The sequence below is a fragment of the Limosilactobacillus reuteri genome (assembly GCF_034259105.1).
In the GTDB taxonomy this organism is placed as follows: Bacteria; Bacillota; Bacilli; order Lactobacillales; family Lactobacillaceae; genus Limosilactobacillus; species Limosilactobacillus reuteri_G.
The window spans coordinates 892,505-913,085 of sequence record NZ_CP139478.1 but is presented as its reverse complement, the minus strand read 5'-3'; the positions used below and the strand labels follow the sequence as shown (position 1 = coordinate 913,085).

The 20,581-nt window shown below is 39.2% G+C and carries 18 protein-coding genes and 1 riboswitch; of the genes, 1 reads left to right on the top strand and 17 read right to left on the bottom strand.

Annotation, left to right across the window (positions count from 1 at the left end):
* Nucleotides 1-30: 30 nt before the first annotated feature.
* The 11 genes from SH603_RS05370 to dnaE all read right to left on the bottom strand — a co-directional run bounded on the left by SH603_RS05370 (nt 31) and on the right by dnaE (nt 12,839).
* Nucleotides 31-1,470 (bottom strand): RecQ family ATP-dependent DNA helicase, encoded by a 1,440-nt coding sequence (locus tag SH603_RS05370; RefSeq protein WP_169471966.1) that lies wholly within the window; start codon nt 1,468-1,470, stop codon nt 31-33.
* Nucleotides 1,460-2,485: a helix-turn-helix domain-containing protein gene (locus SH603_RS05365; protein ID WP_169471965.1), complete on the bottom strand. Its 1,026-nt coding sequence runs from the start codon at nt 2,483-2,485 to the stop codon at nt 1,460-1,462. The genes SH603_RS05370 and SH603_RS05365 overlap by 11 nt, the downstream gene beginning before the upstream one ends.
* Nucleotides 2,486-2,583: 98 nt before the next feature.
* Entirely contained in the window at nt 2,584-3,162 is a 579-nt protein-coding gene (locus SH603_RS05360) for an ECF transporter S component (protein WP_065532853.1), read from the bottom strand.
* 117 nt (nt 3,163-3,279) lie between these two features.
* Nucleotides 3,280-3,399, bottom strand: a riboswitch (FMN riboswitch).
* Nucleotides 3,400-3,533: 134 nt separating this feature from the next.
* Nucleotides 3,534-4,247 (bottom strand): pseudouridine synthase, encoded by a 714-nt coding sequence (locus SH603_RS05355; RefSeq protein ID WP_169471963.1) that lies wholly within the window; start codon nt 4,245-4,247, stop codon nt 3,534-3,536.
* Nucleotides 4,247-4,852 (bottom strand): SMC-Scp complex subunit ScpB, encoded by a 606-nt coding sequence (scpB, locus tag SH603_RS05350; RefSeq protein ID WP_019253453.1) that lies wholly within the window; start codon nt 4,850-4,852, stop codon nt 4,247-4,249. The genes SH603_RS05355 and scpB overlap by 1 nt, the downstream gene beginning before the upstream one ends.
* Nucleotides 4,815-5,606 carry a segregation and condensation protein A gene (locus SH603_RS05345; protein ID WP_169471961.1) on the bottom strand — a complete coding sequence of 264 codons (792 nt, stop codon included), beginning with the start codon at nt 5,604-5,606 and terminating at the stop codon, nt 4,815-4,817. The genes scpB and SH603_RS05345 overlap by 38 nt, the downstream gene beginning before the upstream one ends.
* Nucleotides 5,599-5,955, bottom strand: a complete 357-nt coding sequence (locus SH603_RS05340) for a hypothetical protein (RefSeq protein ID WP_003674254.1) — start codon at nt 5,953-5,955, stop codon at nt 5,599-5,601. Before SH603_RS05340 ends, SH603_RS05345 begins: the two co-directional genes overlap by 8 nt.
* Nucleotides 5,956-5,968: 13 nt before the next feature.
* Nucleotides 5,969-6,862, bottom strand: a complete 894-nt coding sequence (locus SH603_RS05335) for a tyrosine-type recombinase/integrase (protein WP_321534176.1) — start codon at nt 6,860-6,862, stop codon at nt 5,969-5,971.
* Nucleotides 6,862-7,743 (bottom strand): S1 RNA-binding domain-containing protein, encoded by an 882-nt coding sequence (locus SH603_RS05330; RefSeq protein ID WP_094511269.1) that lies wholly within the window; start codon nt 7,741-7,743, stop codon nt 6,862-6,864. The genes SH603_RS05335 and SH603_RS05330 overlap by 1 nt, the downstream gene beginning before the upstream one ends.
* Nucleotides 7,744-7,884: 141 nt before the next feature.
* Nucleotides 7,885-9,306, bottom strand: coding sequence for a pyruvate kinase (gene pyk / locus SH603_RS05325; protein WP_003665875.1), 1,422 nt, complete (start codon nt 9,304-9,306; stop codon nt 7,885-7,887).
* A gap of 185 nt (nt 9,307-9,491) precedes the next feature.
* Complete coding sequence (gene dnaE / locus SH603_RS05320; RefSeq protein WP_169477579.1) at nt 9,492-12,839, bottom strand: DNA polymerase III subunit alpha; 3,348 nt, start codon at nt 12,837-12,839, stop codon at nt 9,492-9,494.
* A gap of 82 nt (nt 12,840-12,921) precedes the next feature.
* Here dnaE and SH603_RS05315 point away from each other — a divergent pair, with 82 nt between their 5' ends.
* Nucleotides 12,922-13,164 carry a YjzD family protein gene (locus SH603_RS05315; protein WP_019253448.1) on the top strand — a complete coding sequence of 81 codons (243 nt, stop codon included), beginning with the start codon at nt 12,922-12,924 and terminating at the stop codon, nt 13,162-13,164.
* A 41-nt stretch (nt 13,165-13,205) separates the two neighbouring features.
* On the opposite strand, the gene pepT is transcribed toward SH603_RS05315, so the two are convergent.
* The 6 genes from pepT to dnaG form a co-directional block, all read right to left on the bottom strand.
* Nucleotides 13,206-14,456 carry a peptidase T gene (gene pepT, locus SH603_RS05310; RefSeq protein ID WP_321534175.1) on the bottom strand — a complete coding sequence of 417 codons (1,251 nt, stop codon included), beginning with the start codon at nt 14,454-14,456 and terminating at the stop codon, nt 13,206-13,208.
* 24 nt (nt 14,457-14,480) lie between these two features.
* Nucleotides 14,481-15,305, bottom strand: coding sequence for a Nif3-like dinuclear metal center hexameric protein (locus SH603_RS05305; RefSeq protein WP_169471955.1), 825 nt, complete (start codon nt 15,303-15,305; stop codon nt 14,481-14,483).
* Nucleotides 15,292-15,999 carry a tRNA (adenine(22)-N(1))-methyltransferase TrmK gene (locus tag SH603_RS05300; protein ID WP_318635888.1) on the bottom strand — a complete coding sequence of 236 codons (708 nt, stop codon included), beginning with the start codon at nt 15,997-15,999 and terminating at the stop codon, nt 15,292-15,294. Before SH603_RS05300 ends, SH603_RS05305 begins: the two co-directional genes overlap by 14 nt.
* 97 nt (nt 16,000-16,096) lie before the next feature.
* The gene (locus SH603_RS05295; protein ID WP_169472530.1) at nt 16,097-17,281 is read right to left on the bottom strand and encodes an aminotransferase class I/II-fold pyridoxal phosphate-dependent enzyme; all 1,185 of its coding nucleotides are present in this window, start codon (nt 17,279-17,281) and stop codon (nt 16,097-16,099) included.
* Between the two features lie 200 nt (nt 17,282-17,481).
* A complete protein-coding gene (gene rpoD, locus SH603_RS05290; RefSeq protein WP_169472531.1) occupies nt 17,482-18,624 on the bottom strand; it encodes an RNA polymerase sigma factor RpoD in 1,143 nt (380 codons plus the stop codon).
* Between the two features lies 1 nt (nt 18,625).
* A complete protein-coding gene (dnaG, locus tag SH603_RS05285) occupies nt 18,626-20,491 on the bottom strand; it encodes a DNA primase (protein WP_169472532.1) in 1,866 nt (621 codons plus the stop codon).
* Nucleotides 20,492-20,581 lie beyond the last annotated feature (90 nt).

Below are 20,581 nucleotides of genomic sequence, written 5' to 3'. Positions count from 1 at the left end.
TTGATGATTGTCTAGCAACAACACGAAACTTTAATTTTCGGTAATATTTAACAAGGCTTTTAAGCGGTCTTCCCATCCTACTTTATTGTTTTTAGAAAGCGGCTGACTGACTGGCAAAATCAATTTAGTTTCCCAATCCGAAAGCTCATAATCACAACAAAACTCATTCGAACTGGCAAATTGTTCACCAAAGTACGTTAAAAGATATCCTCGTTTACAACCATCCTCTTTGATATAAGCAACCATTTCCTGCAATTCTTTTTCTGTTTGAATTTTACGTCGCTCAAACATCGTAATTATTTGTTGCGGTGTAAAAGAATGTTCAAGATAAAACTCAAATAAAGATGCCTGCTCTCCCAAAACACTTGCTGATAACTTGCCATTCTTAATCTGCTCTAGGACTGTAACTGGTGGGACATCAACGCTTGTTAATTGTCGTTGAATCATTTCATCGCCATTTGCATATAGAAGAACTGCCAAACTCTGCTTGCCATCACGCCCAGCCCGACCGATTTCCTGTAAATAATTTTCTAAATTGCTTGGCAAATGATAATGAATGACGTAACGAATATCATTTTTGTCAATTCCCATCCCAAAGGCACTCGTTGCACAAATTACCTGTAATTCATTATTCATAAATTGATTTTGAATTCGAAATCGTTCAATTGGACCAACGCCAGCATGATAAGCTGCCACATTTAAATCAGTTTGGTTTTCAAGCCATTCTGCCATCTGAGAAGCCAGCTTACGACTTGCAAAGTAAATAATCCCGGGACCAGTGAATTTTTGAACTAGTTTCAGAAGTTCACCATCCTTTTCCTTTTGAGTAGCGATGGACTTAACAGCTAAAAAAATGTTAGGACGGTCAACGGATTTAATTACCTGATAAGCAGTCGCCATCCCCATTTTTTTCAAAATATCCTGTCGAATACGAGGAGTAGCAGTTGCCGTCAATAGCAATGATGTCGGCGATCCTAATTGCTGCCGCACTTCCTTTAGCAATAAATATTCAGGACGAAAATCAGGGCCCCACTGTGAGATACAATGGGCCTCATCAATAACCATTAACGCAATCTTATTTTTCTTAAGTGCAGTTAAAACTTGCTGGTTATCAAGCATTTCTGGAGAAGTAAATATAAATTTAAATGATTTCAAATTGTGGAGAACACTTGCTCGCTCTTTTCCGACAAGCTGGCCGCTTAACATAATGACTCGTTTTTCTCCCTGCCGATGAAGACGGTCAACCTGATCCTGCATTAGTGAAATCAACGGTGAAACAATGAGGATCGTTCCTGGTAATAAATAAGCTGGCAATTGATATAAAAGGGATTTCCCGGCACCAGTGGGAAGAATCGATAAAGTGTCTTTTCCTTCCAGTAAGGCGTTAATTGTCTCTTCTTGGCCTGGACGAAAATCATCAAAGCCAAAATGATTTTGTAAAACATCTAGAATTTCTTGCTTATTTTTCATTTGTTATTCCTTGAAATATTTGATATAGGCGGTATTCATAAAAACTGGCAATTTGCTCGTCAAATTTCCATGCGGTCGGTTCGCCCTTATAGAATCGACTAAGTTTGTCACGCTTACTCTCTGGCAAAAGAATATCCCAATCTAGCTTGTCAGGAATAAGGATTGCCGCTTCTAAGAGATGCTCCCTAATTGTATTTTCTTTCAACCGTCGCTCTTGAGCAATCAGTTCAATTGGCTCTCCCTGGGTATACAAGTCAAACGTTACTTGGGCACTCCGGTTTAGTGGACTCTCATTGATCAGTGGAAGGAGCAATTGTTGCAGTGGGCCAGGAAAATTACGAGCATAAGCGCTAACCGCTAACATCTCGTCATGACGTAAGTACTGGATATCATCGATTTTTATTTTCAATTCTTGAGCTGCTTGATTAATTGTCCATCCTGATCGCTGATAACCAATCATGACATTAAAAAGGTCTGTTGTCATTCGTGGATCTTCACTTTCCAAAGCGCTGCCAAACCGATGGAGGTCAGTATAGAGACTCTTAACCAGGTTGTGATGATAATTTTGTCGAAACCACCGCTTCACAGCAACCATTTCACTATATGAAATCGCCAATGGAACATACTTTCTTTGATGATAAGAGAATTCTGATACGACTTGAATAGCTAAAAAAAGTCGTTGAATTATTCGTTGAGTATTAGTTAACCAGTACCAGTCGTAAAACGATGGAATGTAGAAACTCTCTTCTTCGTTTTTTAAGACTTTCGCGCCCTCTTCTGTAAGAATTGCTTGGGATTGATCATCAATCGCTAATAATTTGTCAGCAACAAGTTGATTAATAAGCTGATCATATTCTTGACGGTTCATTGCACGATCTGCCCCTAACCATTCTAAGATTCTATATTGTCGAGCCCAAAAAAGGGTTGCGACTGTTCGCCGGCTTCGAAGAGTGTTTTCAATTACACGAATTCGCCGTGGCTGGTGATAGCTAAAAAAGCGCAATAATTTATTCACGGATTTCACCTCCTATATATTTATATACGTAATTTATTTAAAAATTTTACCATAAAAAATAAAAGGCCAAGAAAATCTCAGCCTCTTAATTTATCTTTTTAGATCATTCTATGCTGGTCTAGCCATGAACGTAACCGACCCGCAATAATTATATATACAATTGTAACAACCAAACCCTTAATAATGTTAAAAGGCAACACACCAATCGCCACTAGCTGGGATACTGGTAATGTCGACTTCCAGTTCCAAACTGCCATATATAAAGGAGTAAGGATCCACAAATTCAATAAGGACATTAAGACAGTCAAAGTTACCGTTCCCAAAATAATTCCAGTAATCGCTTGTCTTTTCTTACTCCAGTTATGATGACGCCATACCCAGCAGAACGGAAGCAGAATAGCGAGAGATGAAACGAAATCACTAGTAACGCCAATTAATTCAGCTGGAGAAAAGCCGTGAATCATTCCATGAATTAAACATTTAATTGCCGCGATAATAATTCCGCCAACTGGCCCATAGATATAGCCTCCTAGCAAAACAGGGACATCAGAAAAGTCCAGTTTAAGGTAGGGCGCCATCGGCAAAACCGGAAACTCAAAAAACATTAAGATAAATGCTAGGGCACCCAAACATGCTATGCCTACCAATCGTTGAATACGTTGATGCGTTACTGTCATTAATAACAACCTCCATTTGAGATTGTCTCCATTTGGCATCCTGTATTAAAAAAGCGCTACTGACTTACTATTTGTTTGTCAGCAACGCAAATAAACTATTTAAAGATTATTTAATACAGAAATCTTCTTTATACCAGACTATACTGTCGGCTCTGGAATTACACCAGATCAACCATTAATAATGGGTTGCGGGCTGTCACCGCCGGTCGGGAATTTCACCGCGCCTTGAAGACAAACGTTTTATATTTTTACAGGTCTTATTCTAATAGGCTTTTACTGTCATGTCAACGTTTATAGCTTGGCTCTTTTTCCGTAAAATCCCAAGAAGTTTACCCCATAGCTACTCCTCAGATCATTCCACAAATTCAGTTTTACTTCTTTAGTAACTGCACTTCTTCAGGCTTTAATGCGCGAAATTCACCCGGCTGAAGACCATACAAATTTAATGGTCCATATGTTTCACGATGAAGTTTAGTCACCGGATGTCCTATTGCCTTAAACATATTCTTAACTTGGTGGTTTCGTCCTTCATGGATTGTTAATTGAACAAGACTTGTCTTCTTGGCACGATCAACATTCAAGAGCTTCGATTTAGCCGGTTTTGTCTTTCGACTATCGATGACCACTCCTAAACGTAATTGTTTTAACTCATCATTTTTGACGATTCCTTCAACCTTAGCAACATAAGTTTTTTCAACTTCATATTTAGGATGCATCAGTTTATTTGCCAAAGCACCATCATTTGTTAGGAGAAGAATTCCAGTTGTGTCATAGTCTAATCGGCCAACTGGATAAATGCGTTCATCAATATCAGCATCATGAATAATGTCAACGACTGTTCGCCGCCCCTTATCATCATGAGCACTTGAGATAACTCCCCGCGGTTTATTTAGCAAGTAGTAAACGTGTTGTTCATGATGAATTGGAACCCCATTTACTACAATCTCATCATGAACGCCAACTTTGGTCCCAAGTTCAGTCACAATCTTGCCATTAACTGCAACTTTCCCTTGAAGGATAATTTTTTCTGATGCCCGACGAGAAGCCACTCCTGCTTCCGCCATTGCCTTTTGTAATCGTTCCATTAATTATCGTCCTTTCGTTCTTCTCGCGCTTGTAACGCTTCGAGGAAAATATCACCATTAATATTATTCATTTCTAATTCATCTTGATCAGGTAGCGGTGGAAGTTCATCTAAATCGCTTAACCCGAAATAGTTTAAGAAAGCCGGAGTTGTTGAATATAAAAATGGCCGGCCAGGTGCATCCAAGCGTCCATGAGTATCAACTAAACCACGAACCATTAATTTTTGTAATGATCCTGAACTTTGCACTCCCCGAATATCGTCAATTTCTAGTCGCGTAATTGGTTGTCGATAAGCAACAATGGCCAATACTTCTAGTAATGCTTTAGTTAATGGCACCGTTAATGGAACCTCAAAGTAATGTTTAATGACCTCTGCTAATTGGGGTTTGGTTGCTAAACGATAGGTCTGATCACTCTCAAGCAAGATAAAAGCAGACGTGGGATCATCTTCATACTTCTTTTTTAGCTCTTGTAATATTGCTAGAACAGCCGGTTTCATAAAACCAGAAATTTTTGCTAAATCGCCTAGGGTAATCCCTTCATCCCCACTAATAAAAAGTAATCCTTCAATCTGCGCTTGGTTGGTTAGTTTCGTATTCGTCACTCTTAGGTCCCTCCGCTAAAATTATTGGTTCAAACAAGCCACCTTGGTTAATAGTAATTGCTTGATGCTTTGCCAGTTCAAGAATTGCTAAAAAAGTTGTGACTAAGCCATCACGAGTATGTAAATCTTCAAACAAGTCTTCAAATCTAACCGGACCATCATGAATAATTTCAATCACGTGGTTCATTTGTTGACCAACGCTTACTTTTTCAGCTGCAACAGTTTCAACTAATGGAGTAGCTAATTGTTGGCGGCGAAGAACTGCTGCAAAAGCTTGTTGCAAATCCGTCAATTTGATGCCCGGCTCCACATGAGATTTTACCATTTCACGAGGAACCTGCATTGCTGGCCTAGTATACTCCTGTTGACGCAGATTTTCTTTATCTTTTAATCGATCTGCTGCTTTTTTATAACGCTGATATTCTAAAAGCTGTTCCACTAATTCTTGCCGGGGATCAATCTCCTCTACTTCTAGCTCATCATCCAACACTGGCGGCGAAGGTAACAACATCTGACTTTTAATGTCCATCAGAGTCGCAGCCATTACAAAATATTCACCCGCGACTTCCAATTGGTGGCTTTGCATCTGGTGAAGGTAATCAAGGTATTGGCTTGTAATTTGTGAAATCTGAATATCATAAATATCCATTTCAGATTGCTTTATTAAATGAAGTAATAAATCTAGTGGCCCTTCAAAGTCATGAACCTTTATAACTGGTTGAAATGGATTTTGTGGTTGCACTTGCTTATTCATTATTTCTCTCCCACATGCTAATTATTGGTTGGGTTGCTAAGGTTCCCATGAGGCGTTTATGAGGATATTGATCGTGAACGCCATCTAATAAGGAAAAAATATTATGCCCCGTTCGTTCGCTTGGAGTAAATGATAAGCGGCGAACCAGTACGTAACAATCTCCTATTTCTAGAATCACAATTCCAATAAAGTGGCTATCATCCATGTCTTTCCACAAAAAGATTGGCCAATCATTAGCAAGCGCCCAGTCCATCTCCTCCATAAAGCGATTATCTTTTCGAAGGTCTTTTACTAAGGACAATAAACCTAGGGCGATTTTTTGGTAATCTTTTCGATAACGAACTAACATCGTATTTTCCTTTCTATGCGCGCGGATGATATTTCATGTAGTTAGCAGATAACTGTTGCGGCGAGACCTGTAAATATGGTTGGAGAGCCTTCATCGCGTTATAGCCAAGGATCTCTTGGATTAATTGAACATCGGCGCCATTCTCTATTAAATGAACCGCAAAAGAATAGCGCATGGTTTGAGGAGTAACTTCTTTGTTGATTTTAGCCTCACTAACCCATTCCTTCATCTTTTTCCAAATTCCTTGCCGTGTCAAAGGATAACCATGAGCATTTAAGAACACCCGTGTTTCGTGCTCATCTCTGAGTAAACGTGGCCGACCGCGGTCTAGGTAGTCGGTAAGCCACTTAACTGCTGGTTGACTTAAGGGAATCATTCGTTCACGTTCATTCTTTCCTGTTAGTTGTAGAAGCTTAACGTCGAAATGAAGTGCTGACAGATCCAAGGCAATTACTTCACTAACTCTCATTCCCGTTGCATCCATAATCTCTAATAATGCTCGATCACGAAGGCCAATTGGGGTTGAAATATCAGGGACTGCCAGCAGTTGTTCAATTTCTTTTTCAGTTAAAATTACCGGTGCAGGTGGTTGGTTAAAGGTATACTGGTGATCAATCATTTCCATTGGATTAATGGTTAGGTTATGGTGACGGATCATGTATTTATAAAATTGCCGTAAACTTGAAATCACACGGTTAATTGTTGAATTAGCTTTCCCCTGCTGACGAAGACCATTAAGGAGGTCAATTAGCAAATAGTGGTCCACCTGTTGCCAATCAGTAATCCCTCGATCTTCTAAATAAGTTACGGTTTGTTCTAAGTCCCGTTGATAACTCATCAAGGTATTATCGCTTAATTGTCGTTCATCTTTTAAAAAAGCTAAAAACGCAGCCACTTCATTATTCATTAATCTTGATTCTCTTTTACTAGGATTAATTGGCCATTTTCTTGTTTTACTAATTTTTCTTTAAGCAAATGCCCAATAGCACGTTTAAACTGCCCCTTGCTTATGCCAAAGACATCGCGAATGATTGATGGGTCCGTTTTATCAGTGTATGGCAAGCGGTGATTTATATCATGTTCTAACATTGTTAAAATCATTTGTGCATCTTCACCAATAGCTTGGTAGGCACGAGGCTTAAGGGAGAGATTAAGACTACCATGTGATGAAATTCCAATAACCCGCGCTTTAACCCGTTGACCTAATCGTGGTTCTTGATCTCGTTCACTTGGATGGATAAATCCCAAACGATAGTCATCAGTAATCACAAAGGTTCCACTCATCTTGAGGCGGTAAACCGTGGCATAAGTATCATGGTTGAGTAATCGTTTATCTGGAGCTGCTGAAATAGTTTGATAGATTTGATCATCTGCTAATTTACCCCATAGACGGTCCTTATCATCAACCTGAAGGGCCATCAATAAACGATCACCTGGTTGTGGCCATAAGTGTTTCAAACTTGGCAAGTCATCTAAAGAGACAACAATATCCTTATTGGGAAGACCGATATCAACAAAAACTCCTAGATCACGACGAACATTAACCACTGTACCATAATCATAATGGTCAACCTGGATCGTTGGAATGTGCTTACAGGTCATCTGTAGTTGATGGTCCTCATTTTCATAAACAAAGCCGCGCACCTGTCCACCAATATGTAATTCTTGAGGACTTTCGCTTTTCGGTAATCGATACGTTTGCCCATTACGATCTGGTTGAACAAAGTAATCGGTATCATTTTCATCAATCATTACCGCCGTAACAACTTTTCCTAATGCTGAATTCATTTTTATCACTTATCCTTTTTTATTCTATATCGATTTTACACGGTAAAAGCTTATTTTGCTAGTAAGATCAATGATTATCATTGGTATAAAAAAAGACCGGTTACCAATGACCGATCTTTTCGCAGACAATATTATAAAATATTAGTCGATAGTCTTAACACGCATCATGTTAGTTGCACCTGGTACACCCAAAGGAACACCGGCAACGATAATGATCTTGTCGCCCTTCTTAGCAAAGCCAAGTTCAACAGCCTTCTTAGCAGCTAAGTCGAACATTGTATCAGTGTTCTTCATTTCATCAACAACGTATGGTTGAACACCCCAGTTGATCATAAGTCCACGTTCTACACGTTCGTTTGGAGTTAATGCAACAATATCAGCGTTAGGACGGTACTTAGAAATCATCTTAGCAGTGTAGCCTGAAGCAGTGTAAGCAACAATTGTGTGAATGTCTAAGTCTTTAGCTGCGTTAGCAACAGCAGAACCGATAGTTTCAGTTACGTCAGACTTGTCCCAATCGAACTTTTCAGTACCGAATTCCCAAAGGTGGTTTTCAGCTTTGATATCAATGTCGTTCATCATTGCAACAGATTCAACTGGGTAGTCACCGTTAGCACTTTCACCAGAAAGCATAGTAGCATCAGTACCATCAAATACGGCGTTAGCAACGTCTGATACTTCGGCACGGGTTGGACGTGGGTTTTCTTGCATTGAGTCAAGCATTTGGGTAGCAGTAATAACTGGCTTACCTAATTCGTTACAACGCTTGATCATGTGCTTTTGAACAATTGGCACATTTTGGGCAGGAATTTCAACACCCATATCACCACGAGGTACCATTAAACCGTCAGAAACAGCGATGATTTCTTCAAAGTTGTCGATACCTTCTTGAGATTCAATCTTAGGGAAAATTTGAACATCTTCCATGTTCTTTTCCTTAAGTAATTCACGAATGTCAAGAACATCTTGAGCCTTACGAACGAAGGATGCAGCAATGTAGTTGATCTTGTTTTCCAAACCAAAACGAATATCGCTACTGTCCTTTTCAGTAATACCTGGTAAGTTGATTGATACACCAGGGGCGTTAACACCCTTTCGAGAACCAAGAACACCATGGTTTAAGACGTGACATACAAGTTCCTTGTTTGCATCGTCTTTTTCATCAATAACCATGTCAATTAAACCATCATCAAAAAGAACATGGCCACCAACATGAGTATCATCGTATAAGCCTGGGTAGGTAACAGCAATCTTGTCATGAGTACCTTCAATTGAAGGATCCATTGAAATGCGAACCTTGTCGCCAATTTCAAAGTTGATCTTACCTTCTTTTTGAACAGTAGTCCGAATTTCGGCACCCTTAGTATCAAGCATAAGACCAACGTGCTTGCCAGTAATTTCTTCAGCCTTGTGTACGTTTTCGATCCGACCCAAGTGTTCTGGGTGGTCACCGTGTGAGAAGTTGAAACGGAAAATGTTAGCTCCCGCATTGATCAACTTAACGATCGTATCAACATCAGTACTTGCAGGACCAAGTGTACTTACAATCTTGGTTTTCTTCATAAATGAATCTCTCCTTTTGCATCTATAGCATCAATCACGATCTGTAATTGTATGCCTCATTTGCACACTGTTATGATAGCACTTTTCAAATAACGTGTCTTTATTTTTTATGCAAAAGGTTTTAAAAAAGCGCTATCATTCTAAAATTAGTTATTTTTTCTAACTGTTATTTAATTTTAGAGCTTTCAGTGATTACTATTAAGCTGTTGTAAGACAACGTTTTCTTGGCCAAGAATGGCAACAAGCGCCTTTTTTGCTTTCTGAGAATTTTTTAACCATCGTTTTTGATCAAGTAGGATCTTCTTATCGTTTGCTGGATAAAACAACAAGACAGGAATTGAACCATGATACTCATTAAAAATATTATTTAACTCTCGATGCACCATCTCAGTGTCTAATGACGGTAAGATTCGTAAAACCCATCGTTGACTAGGGCGCTCCTGTTGAACTTTTTTAACATCCTGCAATTGGTTAGCAACTAATTGTAGGCCTCGTCCCTCCCGATATTCTACTCGGCCTCTGACAATTAAGATCTTATTTGTTTCTAGTTGCTCTTTGAACTGCTGATATTGTTTAGGAAAGACAGTAATATCAACTGCTCCAGTCTCATCTGTTCCATTAACAAAGGCCATTTCTCGATGCTCACGTTTAGTATAAATAGTCTTAACGTGATTTGTAAGGACAATTATCGTCGCTTCTGAATTCGGGTATAAATCATCAATTTTAGTTGCATGGAGCTGCTGTCCTAATTGGTAATATTGAGTAACCGGGTGGCCGGAAAGATATACTCCTAAGTATTCATTCTCCTTCGTTAAACGGGTCAACAGAGGGAATTCGTTTCGTTGGTCGATTGCCGTTTGGAGAGCTGGATCGTCAAAACTAGCAAAACCGGCAAACAACTCAATCCCGGAAATTAATTTAGGAAGGGCATCAATCATCTCAGCCCGGTTGTAACCCATATTATCAAAGGCCCCACTATAGATTAATGGTTCGATTAATTCTTGCTTTTGCCAACGTTCTGGAATGCGGGTAATAAAATTGCGAAGATCTGTAAACTTGCCATTTTCCTGTCGTTCTTCAAGAATTGCGGCGACAAAATCACGACGTACTCTTTTAATAGCAGAAAAGCCAAAGTAAACTGTCCCATCATGTAATAGAAAACTACTCTCACTTATATTGATTCGCGGGCCACTAATCTTGACGCCAAATTGCTTTGCATCCCCCACGTGACGCTTCAATTTCTCAATATTAGTTTCTGCATTCATTAGGGTAGTAAAAAAAGCTGCAGGGTAATGAACTTTCAAATACGCCATCTCAAACGCCATCATAGAATAAGCAACTGCATGCGAACGATTGAACCCATAATTAGCAAAGCGATCAATATATTCAAATACCTGGTGAGCAACTTGTGCTGAATAGCCGTGTTCTGTTGCGCCGGCAATAAATTTTGTCCGCATATCCTCCATTGTGGCCTTTTTCTTCTTACTCATTGCCCGGCGTAAAAGATCCGCTTCTCCTAAGGTAAAACCAGCCATTACCGAGGCCAGCTGCATTACCTGCTCTTGATAGACCAAAATACCGTAAGTTGGTCCCAGAATTTTTTCAAGTGAAGGAGCAGGATAAGTAATTTTCTCTTTTCCAGCTTTGCGGGCGGTAAAATGAGGAATGTTTTCCATTGGACCTGGACGATAAAGTGCATTCACTGCCACAATATCTTCAAAATTCGTTGGATGAAGATTGACCAATACATTTCTGATCCCACTAGATTCAAATTGAAAAATCCCTTCAGTTTTTCCTTGCTGGAATAGTTGGAGAGTCAACGGATCATTAAAGTTAATTTTTTGTAAATCAAAATTGGGATCTTCTTGCCGAATCATTTGAAGGGTATTATCCATGATTGAAAGGTTCTTCAATCCCAAGAAATCCATTTTTAATAGTCCCAGCGCTTCTACTGTGTCTTTGGCAAACTGCGTCATTAATAAGCCATCACTACCATCCTGCAACGGTACAACTTCATGTAGCGGCTGCTCAGAAAGGACAATTCCTGCCGCGTGAATTGAATAATGCCGCGGCAATCCCTCTAATTGCTGTGCAACTTGAATTAGCAAACGAAATTTAGGATTATCGTCAAGAAGATTTTTTAATTGTTGCGACTCATTTAACGCATCTTTAAGTGTCACGTGAAGGCCATGCGGTAATGTATCGATTAACCTTTGCATATCGTAACGGGGTAAGTTAAAGACCCGACTCACATCACGAACGACCTGTTTAGCAGCCAATGTCCCAAAAGTAATAATTTGGGCTACGCGTTGGTGACCATATTTTTGATGTACATATTGCAAGACTTCATCACGCCGATTATCAGGAATATCTAAATCAATATCAGGCATTTGGGCTCGTTCTGGATTCAGAAAGCGTTCAAATAATAAGTCATATTGCAAAGGATCAACCTCTGTAATTGCTAAGGCATAGGCAACTAATGATCCCGCAGCTGATCCCCGTCCAGGGTCGGTCGTAATCTTTTGCTGGTGAGCAAAATTCATTACATCCCATACAATTAAGAAATAATCATCAAAGCCCATTTCATGAATTACTTTTAATTCCATTGCTAAACGTTCTTGGTACTGTTGAATAGTTTTTCCTGGTGCAACTCGTCTTTTTTTCAATCCTTGAATACATAGAGAACGTAAATATTGTTGCGATGATATCCCTGCTTGATTTTTAAAATGAGGAAGGACTGGGGCCCTAAATTGAAGTTCAACGTTGCACAGTGTTGCCACTTCAACTGTCTTTTGCGCGGCTGCACTAATCCCCCTTGCCTCGTAATCTTGGACAACCTGTTCTTTCGAATGGAGATAATGTTGTCCTCTTCGCCCCGCTTCTATCGTCGGATCCTTTAACTCAACGCCGGCATCAATTGCTTGTAAAACCCGACTAGCAAAAAGATCATTAGCATTTAAATAATCAACTGGAGACGTCCCTACTAATGGTAAAGATAATTGTTTTGATAATTGCTGCAAGGTATCTATTTGAACATCATCTAACCGCGAATTGACTCCTAACAGGACGCTATCATCATCCCCCAGATTAGCAAGCTCAGTTAAAATTGATGTTGGCTGAGCAAGCACACTAAAAACCGTACTTTGTGGGGGAATAATTATAAACAAATCATCCAATAAAGGACTAATTTGCGCAACCGTTAAAGGTACTTTTTTATCTTTTTGTGTTTGCTGAAGCGTCGATAGATCCATCAGATGCTGATACCCTCGTTGATTCTTAGCTAGAAATACTAAATCTAGCTTGGTACCATCTGTCTCATTTAATGCAACCACCAGCCGCAAGCCGAGAATGGGTTTAATTCCTGCTTTTTTTGCTGCATTATAAAATTCGACAGCCCCATATAAAACATTTTCGTCTGTTAACGCTAATGCCTTATACCCTCGTTCCTTAGCCGTTGTAACTAGGTCAGAAATCCGGGTTGGACTTTTTAGCAAACTATAACTACTCTTAACATCTAAGGGCGTAAAATCCACTTCATTTCACCTCTCAATAAAATTATATCAAATCAGACTAAATAGAGAAATTAACCCTACCCTTTCAAAAGCATTAATAAATATGCTAGAATATGGTATGACTTCAAAGGGGATGACCAACATGAACTTTTTATCAAAGAATATCGTGGCTGGTATTTGGGCACTTATTCTGGGTGAGGTCCTAGCTTACATCACAAGTCAACTAGAATCGATGACACCAGACTACACCCTTGTCGGCTGGTGTTCTGTAATTATGGGATTAGTCGTTATCAATTGTGTGGATAAAATTACCGCAGATGCAAATCCTAGCAAAAATGAAGATTAATTAAAAAGGATTGAGTCCAAAATGGCTCGATCCTTTTTAATTTATTTATCTTCTTCGGCAGTCAACCGCACAATCTCAAGCAGGGTGTCCAATGCGCGCTCCATCGTTTGCAGTGATACATATTCAAAGCGTGAGTGCATATTTTCTCCACCAGCAAAAAGATTAGGAGTTGGTAAGCCCTTATAAGAAATTGTTGAACCATCCGTCCCGCCACGAACTGGATAGATATCAGGTTTAATGTCTAGATTTTCCATAGCTTTCTTTGCAATTTCAACAACTTCCATGTGATCTTTAAGCGCATCTTTTAAGTTGTGGTATTGGTCATAAAGATTCATCGTTACTAGATCTGCACCAAGTTCATCATTTAAGCCAGCAACAATCCGTTCAAGTAAATGCTTCCGTTCAATAAATATTTGCTTATCATGATCGCGAATTAAATAAGTCATTGAAGCATGATCAACAGTTCCATCAAACTTGTATAAGTGATAGAATCCTTGCCGTTCATCTGTCCGTTCTGCTCGATCATGGGCTGGCAAACTATTTTGCAAGTCAATTGCAACCTGAATAGCATTGATCATCGTTCCTTTTGCAACCCCAGTGTGAACATCTTTTCCTTGAATCTCAATTTCCGCCTGAGCTGCATTAAATGTTTCATATTCCAATTCGCCAAGTGGGCCACCATCAACCGTATAGGCAAAATTGGCCCCAAAATCCTTAACATCAAAATGATCAGCCCCGGTACCGATTTCCTCATCAGGTCCTAAGCCAATCTTAATTGTTCCGTGCTTGATTTCAGGGTGAGCCATCAGGTAAGCAGCCATTGTAACAATCTCCGCTACTCCTGACTTATCATCAGCCCCAAGTAAAGTAGACCCGTCAGTAGTAATTAAAGTATTGCCCTGATATTTTTTCAATGATGGAAATTCAGTAGTAGTTAAGACATATTGGCCATCTTTATCAAGCTTAATATCTGACTTGCCATCGTAATCTTCGACAATCTGTGGATTAACATTATGAGCATTAAAATCTGCAGTGTCGATATGGGCAATGAAGCCAACCGTTGGCACATCTTTGTCAATATTACTTGGAATTGTGGCGACCAAATATGAACTTTGTGGATTAATATGAACATCACTCAACCCTAAAGATATCAGTTCATCTTTTAATTCATTTAAAAATGCAGTTTCCTTAGGATCAGAAGGATTTGTTTTTGAATCTGGATTTGACCTTGTTTCAGTTTTAACATACTTCAAAAAACGTGGTAATAACCCCTCATACTTTTCCTCACTCATGATTAGCATCTCCTTATCTAAATCCTATTTAGTAATAAAAGTAAACGGCTCTGTATTAACTCTACTCTCTAGCACCTCAAACTGCCAATTATTTTCATTCTTCCACTGGGTGATTAAGTTAGCAAGCTGGTGGGCAGCTACCACTTCAATATGATGTCCAGGATCAATAACAACAAGGTGATTAGCAATCATATCGTGCGCAAAGTGGTAACTTACATCCCCAGTGACATAAGCATCAGCTCCAGCTTCAAGAGCTTGTTGATAAAAGTCTTGACCAGCACCACCAAGTACTGTAACACGTTTAATCTCTTTTTCTCGGTCAAGCGGGTTGACAATTAACCGTAATCCTCGGATGCCAAAAACATCCATACAATATTTTGCAAATTTTTGCGGTGTTAATGGTTCAGCCAGCTTACCAACACGCCCCATGCCAACTGGTTCACCGCTTATTGGATCATTTCCTGCAGGCACTAAAGGCACAGTATTAGTTAGGTGAAGTTGATCTGCTAACCAGTCATTCATTCCGCCATTAGCAGTATCCAAATTAGTATGAGCTGCATAAACAGTAATATTATTCGCCAAAAGTTTAGCGTACATTGCGTTTTGCGGATCTCGCGTATCTAGATCTTTTGCTGGGTGAAACATAATGGGATGATGAGCAAAAATAAAGTCAGCATTTTGCTCAATTGCTTCATCAACCACTTCCGGGCGAACATCAAGAGTTGTCATTAGTCGAGTAATTGGTAGATCTGGATTGCCAATTTGCAGGCCGACATGATCCCATTTTTCTGCTAGTTGCGGATTAGCAAATTTTTCAAAACGAGCAATTAATTGGTTACCGGTTGTCATCGGCGATCGCTTCCTTTACTTGTGATAAAAACTGGTTTATCTCATTAATCTTTTTTACTGGTGGCTGTTGAGCCTTTTGCATCTGATCAATAACATGGGCTTCACGTTGAAGATATTCTTGCCATTTTTTCTTAAAAATAGGGCCTTTGTTTTCCAATAAAAATGGACCAAAATCAAGTTCATACTTACTGTATCTAAACGGGACAACTGATGGCTCCGCAACGATAATTTCATAAATATGATTGTCTTCTTCAATTATTTTTTCGGTCATTATTTGGTAATGATTATTCATTAACCATTCACGCAATTGACTTTCCCCTACATTCGGCTGCAGGACAAGTCGCTTAATTTCCGTTAACTTATCCTTGCCTTTCTCTAAAATAGAAGCAATCAAACTCCCACCCATTCCGGCAATCGTAATTGTATCGACTTTATCTGCCGGTTCAATCGCTGCTAAGCCGTCTGCCAACCGTGGGATAACCTCGCCTTCTAATTGGTGGTCTTTTATTTCATGAACAGCATTTTCATAAGGACCCTTTACTACTTCGCCAGCAATTGCAAAATCAATTTTACCATCTAACACTAATGCTGCTGGTAAATACGCATGGTCAGAACCAATATCAGCCACCCGCGCACCTGCTGGAACAAGGGAAGCAACACATGCTAAACGTGCTGATAAGTGCTTTTCATCCACAAAAATCATTCCTTTATCTATTTAATAAATTAATTATAACAAAAAGAGGAAGCAAGATAGCACCCACTTAGGAGTCCTATTCTTACTTCCTTATAATTTACGCAAGATGGTCTAAAAATTCACCAATCCGTTTAATGGCTTCTGTTAGGTTTTCATCAGAGGAGGCATATGACAGACGAACATAACCATCGCCACCCTTACCAAATGCACTACCTGGTGTTACTCCAACTTTTGCTTCTTTAGCAAGCTGTTTTGCAAAGGCAACGTCGTCAGTTCCGAATTGGGTTGGAATCTTAGCAAAAAGGTAAAAGGCCCCTTCAGGAGTTAACATTTCAAAGCCTAATTTCTTAAGACCGGCAACGAGTAAATCACGGCGATGCTGGTAAATCTTTCGAAATTCCAATGTATCATCCAAACCATTTGTCAGTGCTTCAGCCGCTGCAACTTGAACGTTATTAGTTACTGTTGTGACTAAGAAAGCATGCATCTTTGAAATATTAGCCATGATTTTAGCTGGAGCAGCAACATATCCTAAACGGTAACCAGTCATTGCGTGAGATTTTGAAAGTCCAGAGATGAAAATCGTCCGCTCCGGAATCATGGTAGCAATTGAATAGTGCTCTACCCCATAGACTAATTCGCTATAGATTTCATCAGCAATCGCATATAAATGATGCTTCTTAATTACTTCAGCTAATCCTGCTAGAACTTCCTGAGGATATTCACGACCAGTTGGGTTGCTTGGGTAGTTAAGAATAACGGCTTTGACGCCCTTCCCCTCTTCTTCAAGGACTTCTTCAAGTTTTTCTGGAGTCAAAACAAAATTATCTGCTGAAGTATCAACCTGAACAACCGTTGCTCCTGTCATTTCAATCAATGGGAAATATAGGGAGAAAATCGGGGTAGGAACCACAACTTTATCTCCAGTATTAAGAATTGCAAATAAGGTTGCATCGAGGGCTTCGGTTGCTCCTACAGTCGCAATTATTTCTGTTTGTGGGTCATAGTGCACATCACGAGTATTCTGAATATAATCACTGATTGCTTCAAGTAATTCTGGCTTTCCCATTTGTGGAGCATAATGAGAATCATCTTCCTCAATACTTCTAATGGCTGCTTGCTTAACGTGTTCAGGAGTTGCCATGTCTGGTTCTCCTAATGTTAATTTAATAATCCCCGGAATCTTTGAAACTTCTTTGTTGAATTCACGGATACCTGATGGCTGTAACGCATCTAACTTATGACTAACAGTTCCATATAAATCAGCAGATAGTTCTGGCATTGTTCGATCTCTCCTCAATTTTTATTTATAATAGATTTAAAAAACGCTTTATAAAAATTTTACCCGAACAATTGAATGTTTTCAATATAAAAATAAGATTTCTCTCATTTATTTTAAATAAAATTAAAAAGCAGCTTAAGATAATTAATTAACTCAAGTTGCTTTTTGTGTAAATTCATCTTTTTACGTATATATATATTTTATTCTAAGAAATCTTTTAATTGCTTAGAACGTGATGGGTGGCGTAATTTTCGGAGCGCCTTAGCTTCAATCTGACGAATCCGTTCCCGCGTTACCCCAAAGACTTTTCCGACTTCTTCAAGGGTCCGTGTTCGACCATCATCTAAGCCAAACCGAAGCCGAAGGACGTTCTCTTCACGATCGGTTAATGTATCCAGAACATTTTCAAGCTGCTTTTTCATCATTTCATAAGCAGCATGGTCAGCTGGACTCGTTGCATCCTGGTCTTCAATAAAGTCCCCTAAATGAGAATCATCCTCTTCACCAATAGGCGTTTCAAGTGAAACTGGTTCTTGAGCAATTTTAAGAATATTCCGCACTTTCTCAGTTGGCATATCCATTTCTGCACCAATTTCTTCTGGTAACGGTTCACGACCTAAATCTTGAAGTAATTGCCGTTGAATCCGGATTAATTTGTTAATAGTTTCAACCATATGAACCGGAATCCGAATTGTCCGGGCTTGATCAGCAATCGCCCGCGTAATAGCCTGACGAATCCACCAGGTAGCATAAGTAGAGAACTTAAATCCTCGCCGGTAATCGAATTTTTCAACGGCTTTCATAAGTCCCATGTTACCTTCCTGGATTAAATCAAGAAACTGCATCCCACGACCAACATAACGCTTTGCAATTGAAACAACTAACCGTAAGTTCGCCTCAGCTAGCTCTTGTTTAGCTACTTCATCACCTTTTTCAATCCGTAAAGCAAGCTGGACTTCTTCATCAGCCGTCAAAAGGTTTACACGACCAATTTCTTTCAAATACATCCGTACAGGATCATTAATTTTAACCCCAGTTGGTGCTGATGTATCCTTCATTGCAGATTGTGATAATTTTTCAGTAGCTTTTAAAGCACGAGGATCTGGATCCCCATTTTCATCGACAACACTAATTCCGGCATCTTCAATATTTTGAAGTAAATTATCAATCCCATCAGCGTTCAATTCAAATGGTTTAGCAATTTTAGTAGTTAATTCGTCGTATTCAATCTGCTTTTGCTTCTTGTAATTACGAATTAACTTACCAACTGCGGTGTCACATTCTTGTTGGTCGAAATCGGCGCTGTTAGAAATAACAATGTCTTTTTTCTTGCTTTTTGCCATATTAATTAGTCTCCTCCGTTTTTAAGCGTTGCTGCTGCTTTAATAATTTTACCAGTTCAATCGTTAATTGCGTAGCTAATTCTGTATTATGCAATGAATTAGCTTCTTTTAACTGGGCTTGCTTATCTGCAATTTGCGCAGCTAACGGTGTTTGTTCTGCGATCATATGGATACAATCATCAATTGCCCGCATATCCACTTCTTGGTCAACATTTAAATTTTCAATTTGCCCAAGAGTACCTTGTAGACTACTTTCATCTAAATAATCAAGAAAGTCAGCAGTTGAATACGAGCCGTTTTCAGAAAAATAACTTGCCGCTAATAAATACAAGGTTTGATATTTTTCATGCGCAAAATGAAAATTGTGATCTGATGTTACATGTATCCACACTTCACGATCATATAGCATATACCTTAGTAAGATCTGTTCCGCTAATTCCGTCCTACTAAGTTTAACTTTTCGATGTTCTTCTTCACTAGTTTGTTGAAACTGTTGATGACGCACTAGTGAAGGCTGTTGCTTAATCCATGGCTGATTATGAATTCCTAGTTGCTGTCGCAATTGATCTAACTGCGTCTTTAAGGTTTGCCGATCTAAATTGAACTCACTTGCCAACCGTTGCAAGTACATATCTTCTTCTAAGGGAGCTTGAACCTGAGCAATTACCTTCAGCGCTTGGTTAAGATATTGCATTAGTTCATTCTGATTATCTAAATTTTTCCCATTTCTTAAAAAGCGCAGGTAAAATTCTGTTGTTGTTTCTTCCTTATTCGTAAGATAGGCATTGAATTGCTGTGGACCATACTTTTGAACATATTCATCTGGATCAATCCCAGCCGGCAATTGGACAACCTTTACCTGCAACTGATTAGGTCGATGATCATTAACGAGGCTAATTGCACGGTCAATTGCATTTTGTCCCGGTTGATCTCCATCGTAGCAAATGTCTAATTGTCTAGTTGCTCGACCAATAATCGCTACTTGCTCTTCGGTAAAACTAGTTCCCATTGAAGCAATTCCATTTTCGATCCCTGCAGCAAAGGCCGAGATTACATCCATAAATCCCTCAAATAAGTATAATCGACCATCTTTGCGGGCTGCTTTTCGTGCAACATCAAAATTAAATAATGTTCGCCGTTTATTGAAAATCGGTGTCTCAGGACTATTTAAATATTTGGGTAAATTCGTTTTACTGGTATCAATTAATCGCCCAGAAAAAGCAATTACCTGTCCTTGACCATTTTTTATTGGATACATTATCCGTTCAATAAACCGGTCTCGTAACTCTCCTTGTTGATCTTCACTAAAAAGTCCACTTTTTCTTAGTAGTTGGTAATCAACCTTTTGCTGTTGGAAGAAAGGCTTCAAGATTCGCTGATCAGGAGCATAGCCTAAACCAAATTGTTCAATCAGCTCCTCACTCATTCCCCGTTTTTTTAAATAATTAAGTGCAACTTGCCCAGCCGGTGTATTTACCAATATATGGTGATAAAGTTTAGCCGCTTTATCATGAAGATCAAACAGCTCTCGATTCTCGTTATTTAATGGTTTAGCCGGAACGCTAACATATTGTTCAGGAATCTTGATATTACTATCGTTAGCGATCTCCTTAACTGCATCGACAAAATCGATATGCTTTAACTCCATCAAAAATTGAAATACATTTCCGCTCCGGTGACATCCAAAACAATAGAAAAATTGTTTTTCCTCATTCACCGAAAAAGAGGGGGTCTTTTCATCATGAAAGGGACATAACCCAATTAGATTTTTTCCAGCCTGATGCAGTTGGACATAGCGCCCAATTACATCACCAATATCAACTGAATTTCGTATTTCATCAATTACATTACGCGGTATCTTTGCCATTGATCCACCTCATTTAGTAAGCGAACAGCAACGAAATGAAAGGTCGCAACCTAACGGAATGCGACCTCCACCTATTTTTACATTTAACTA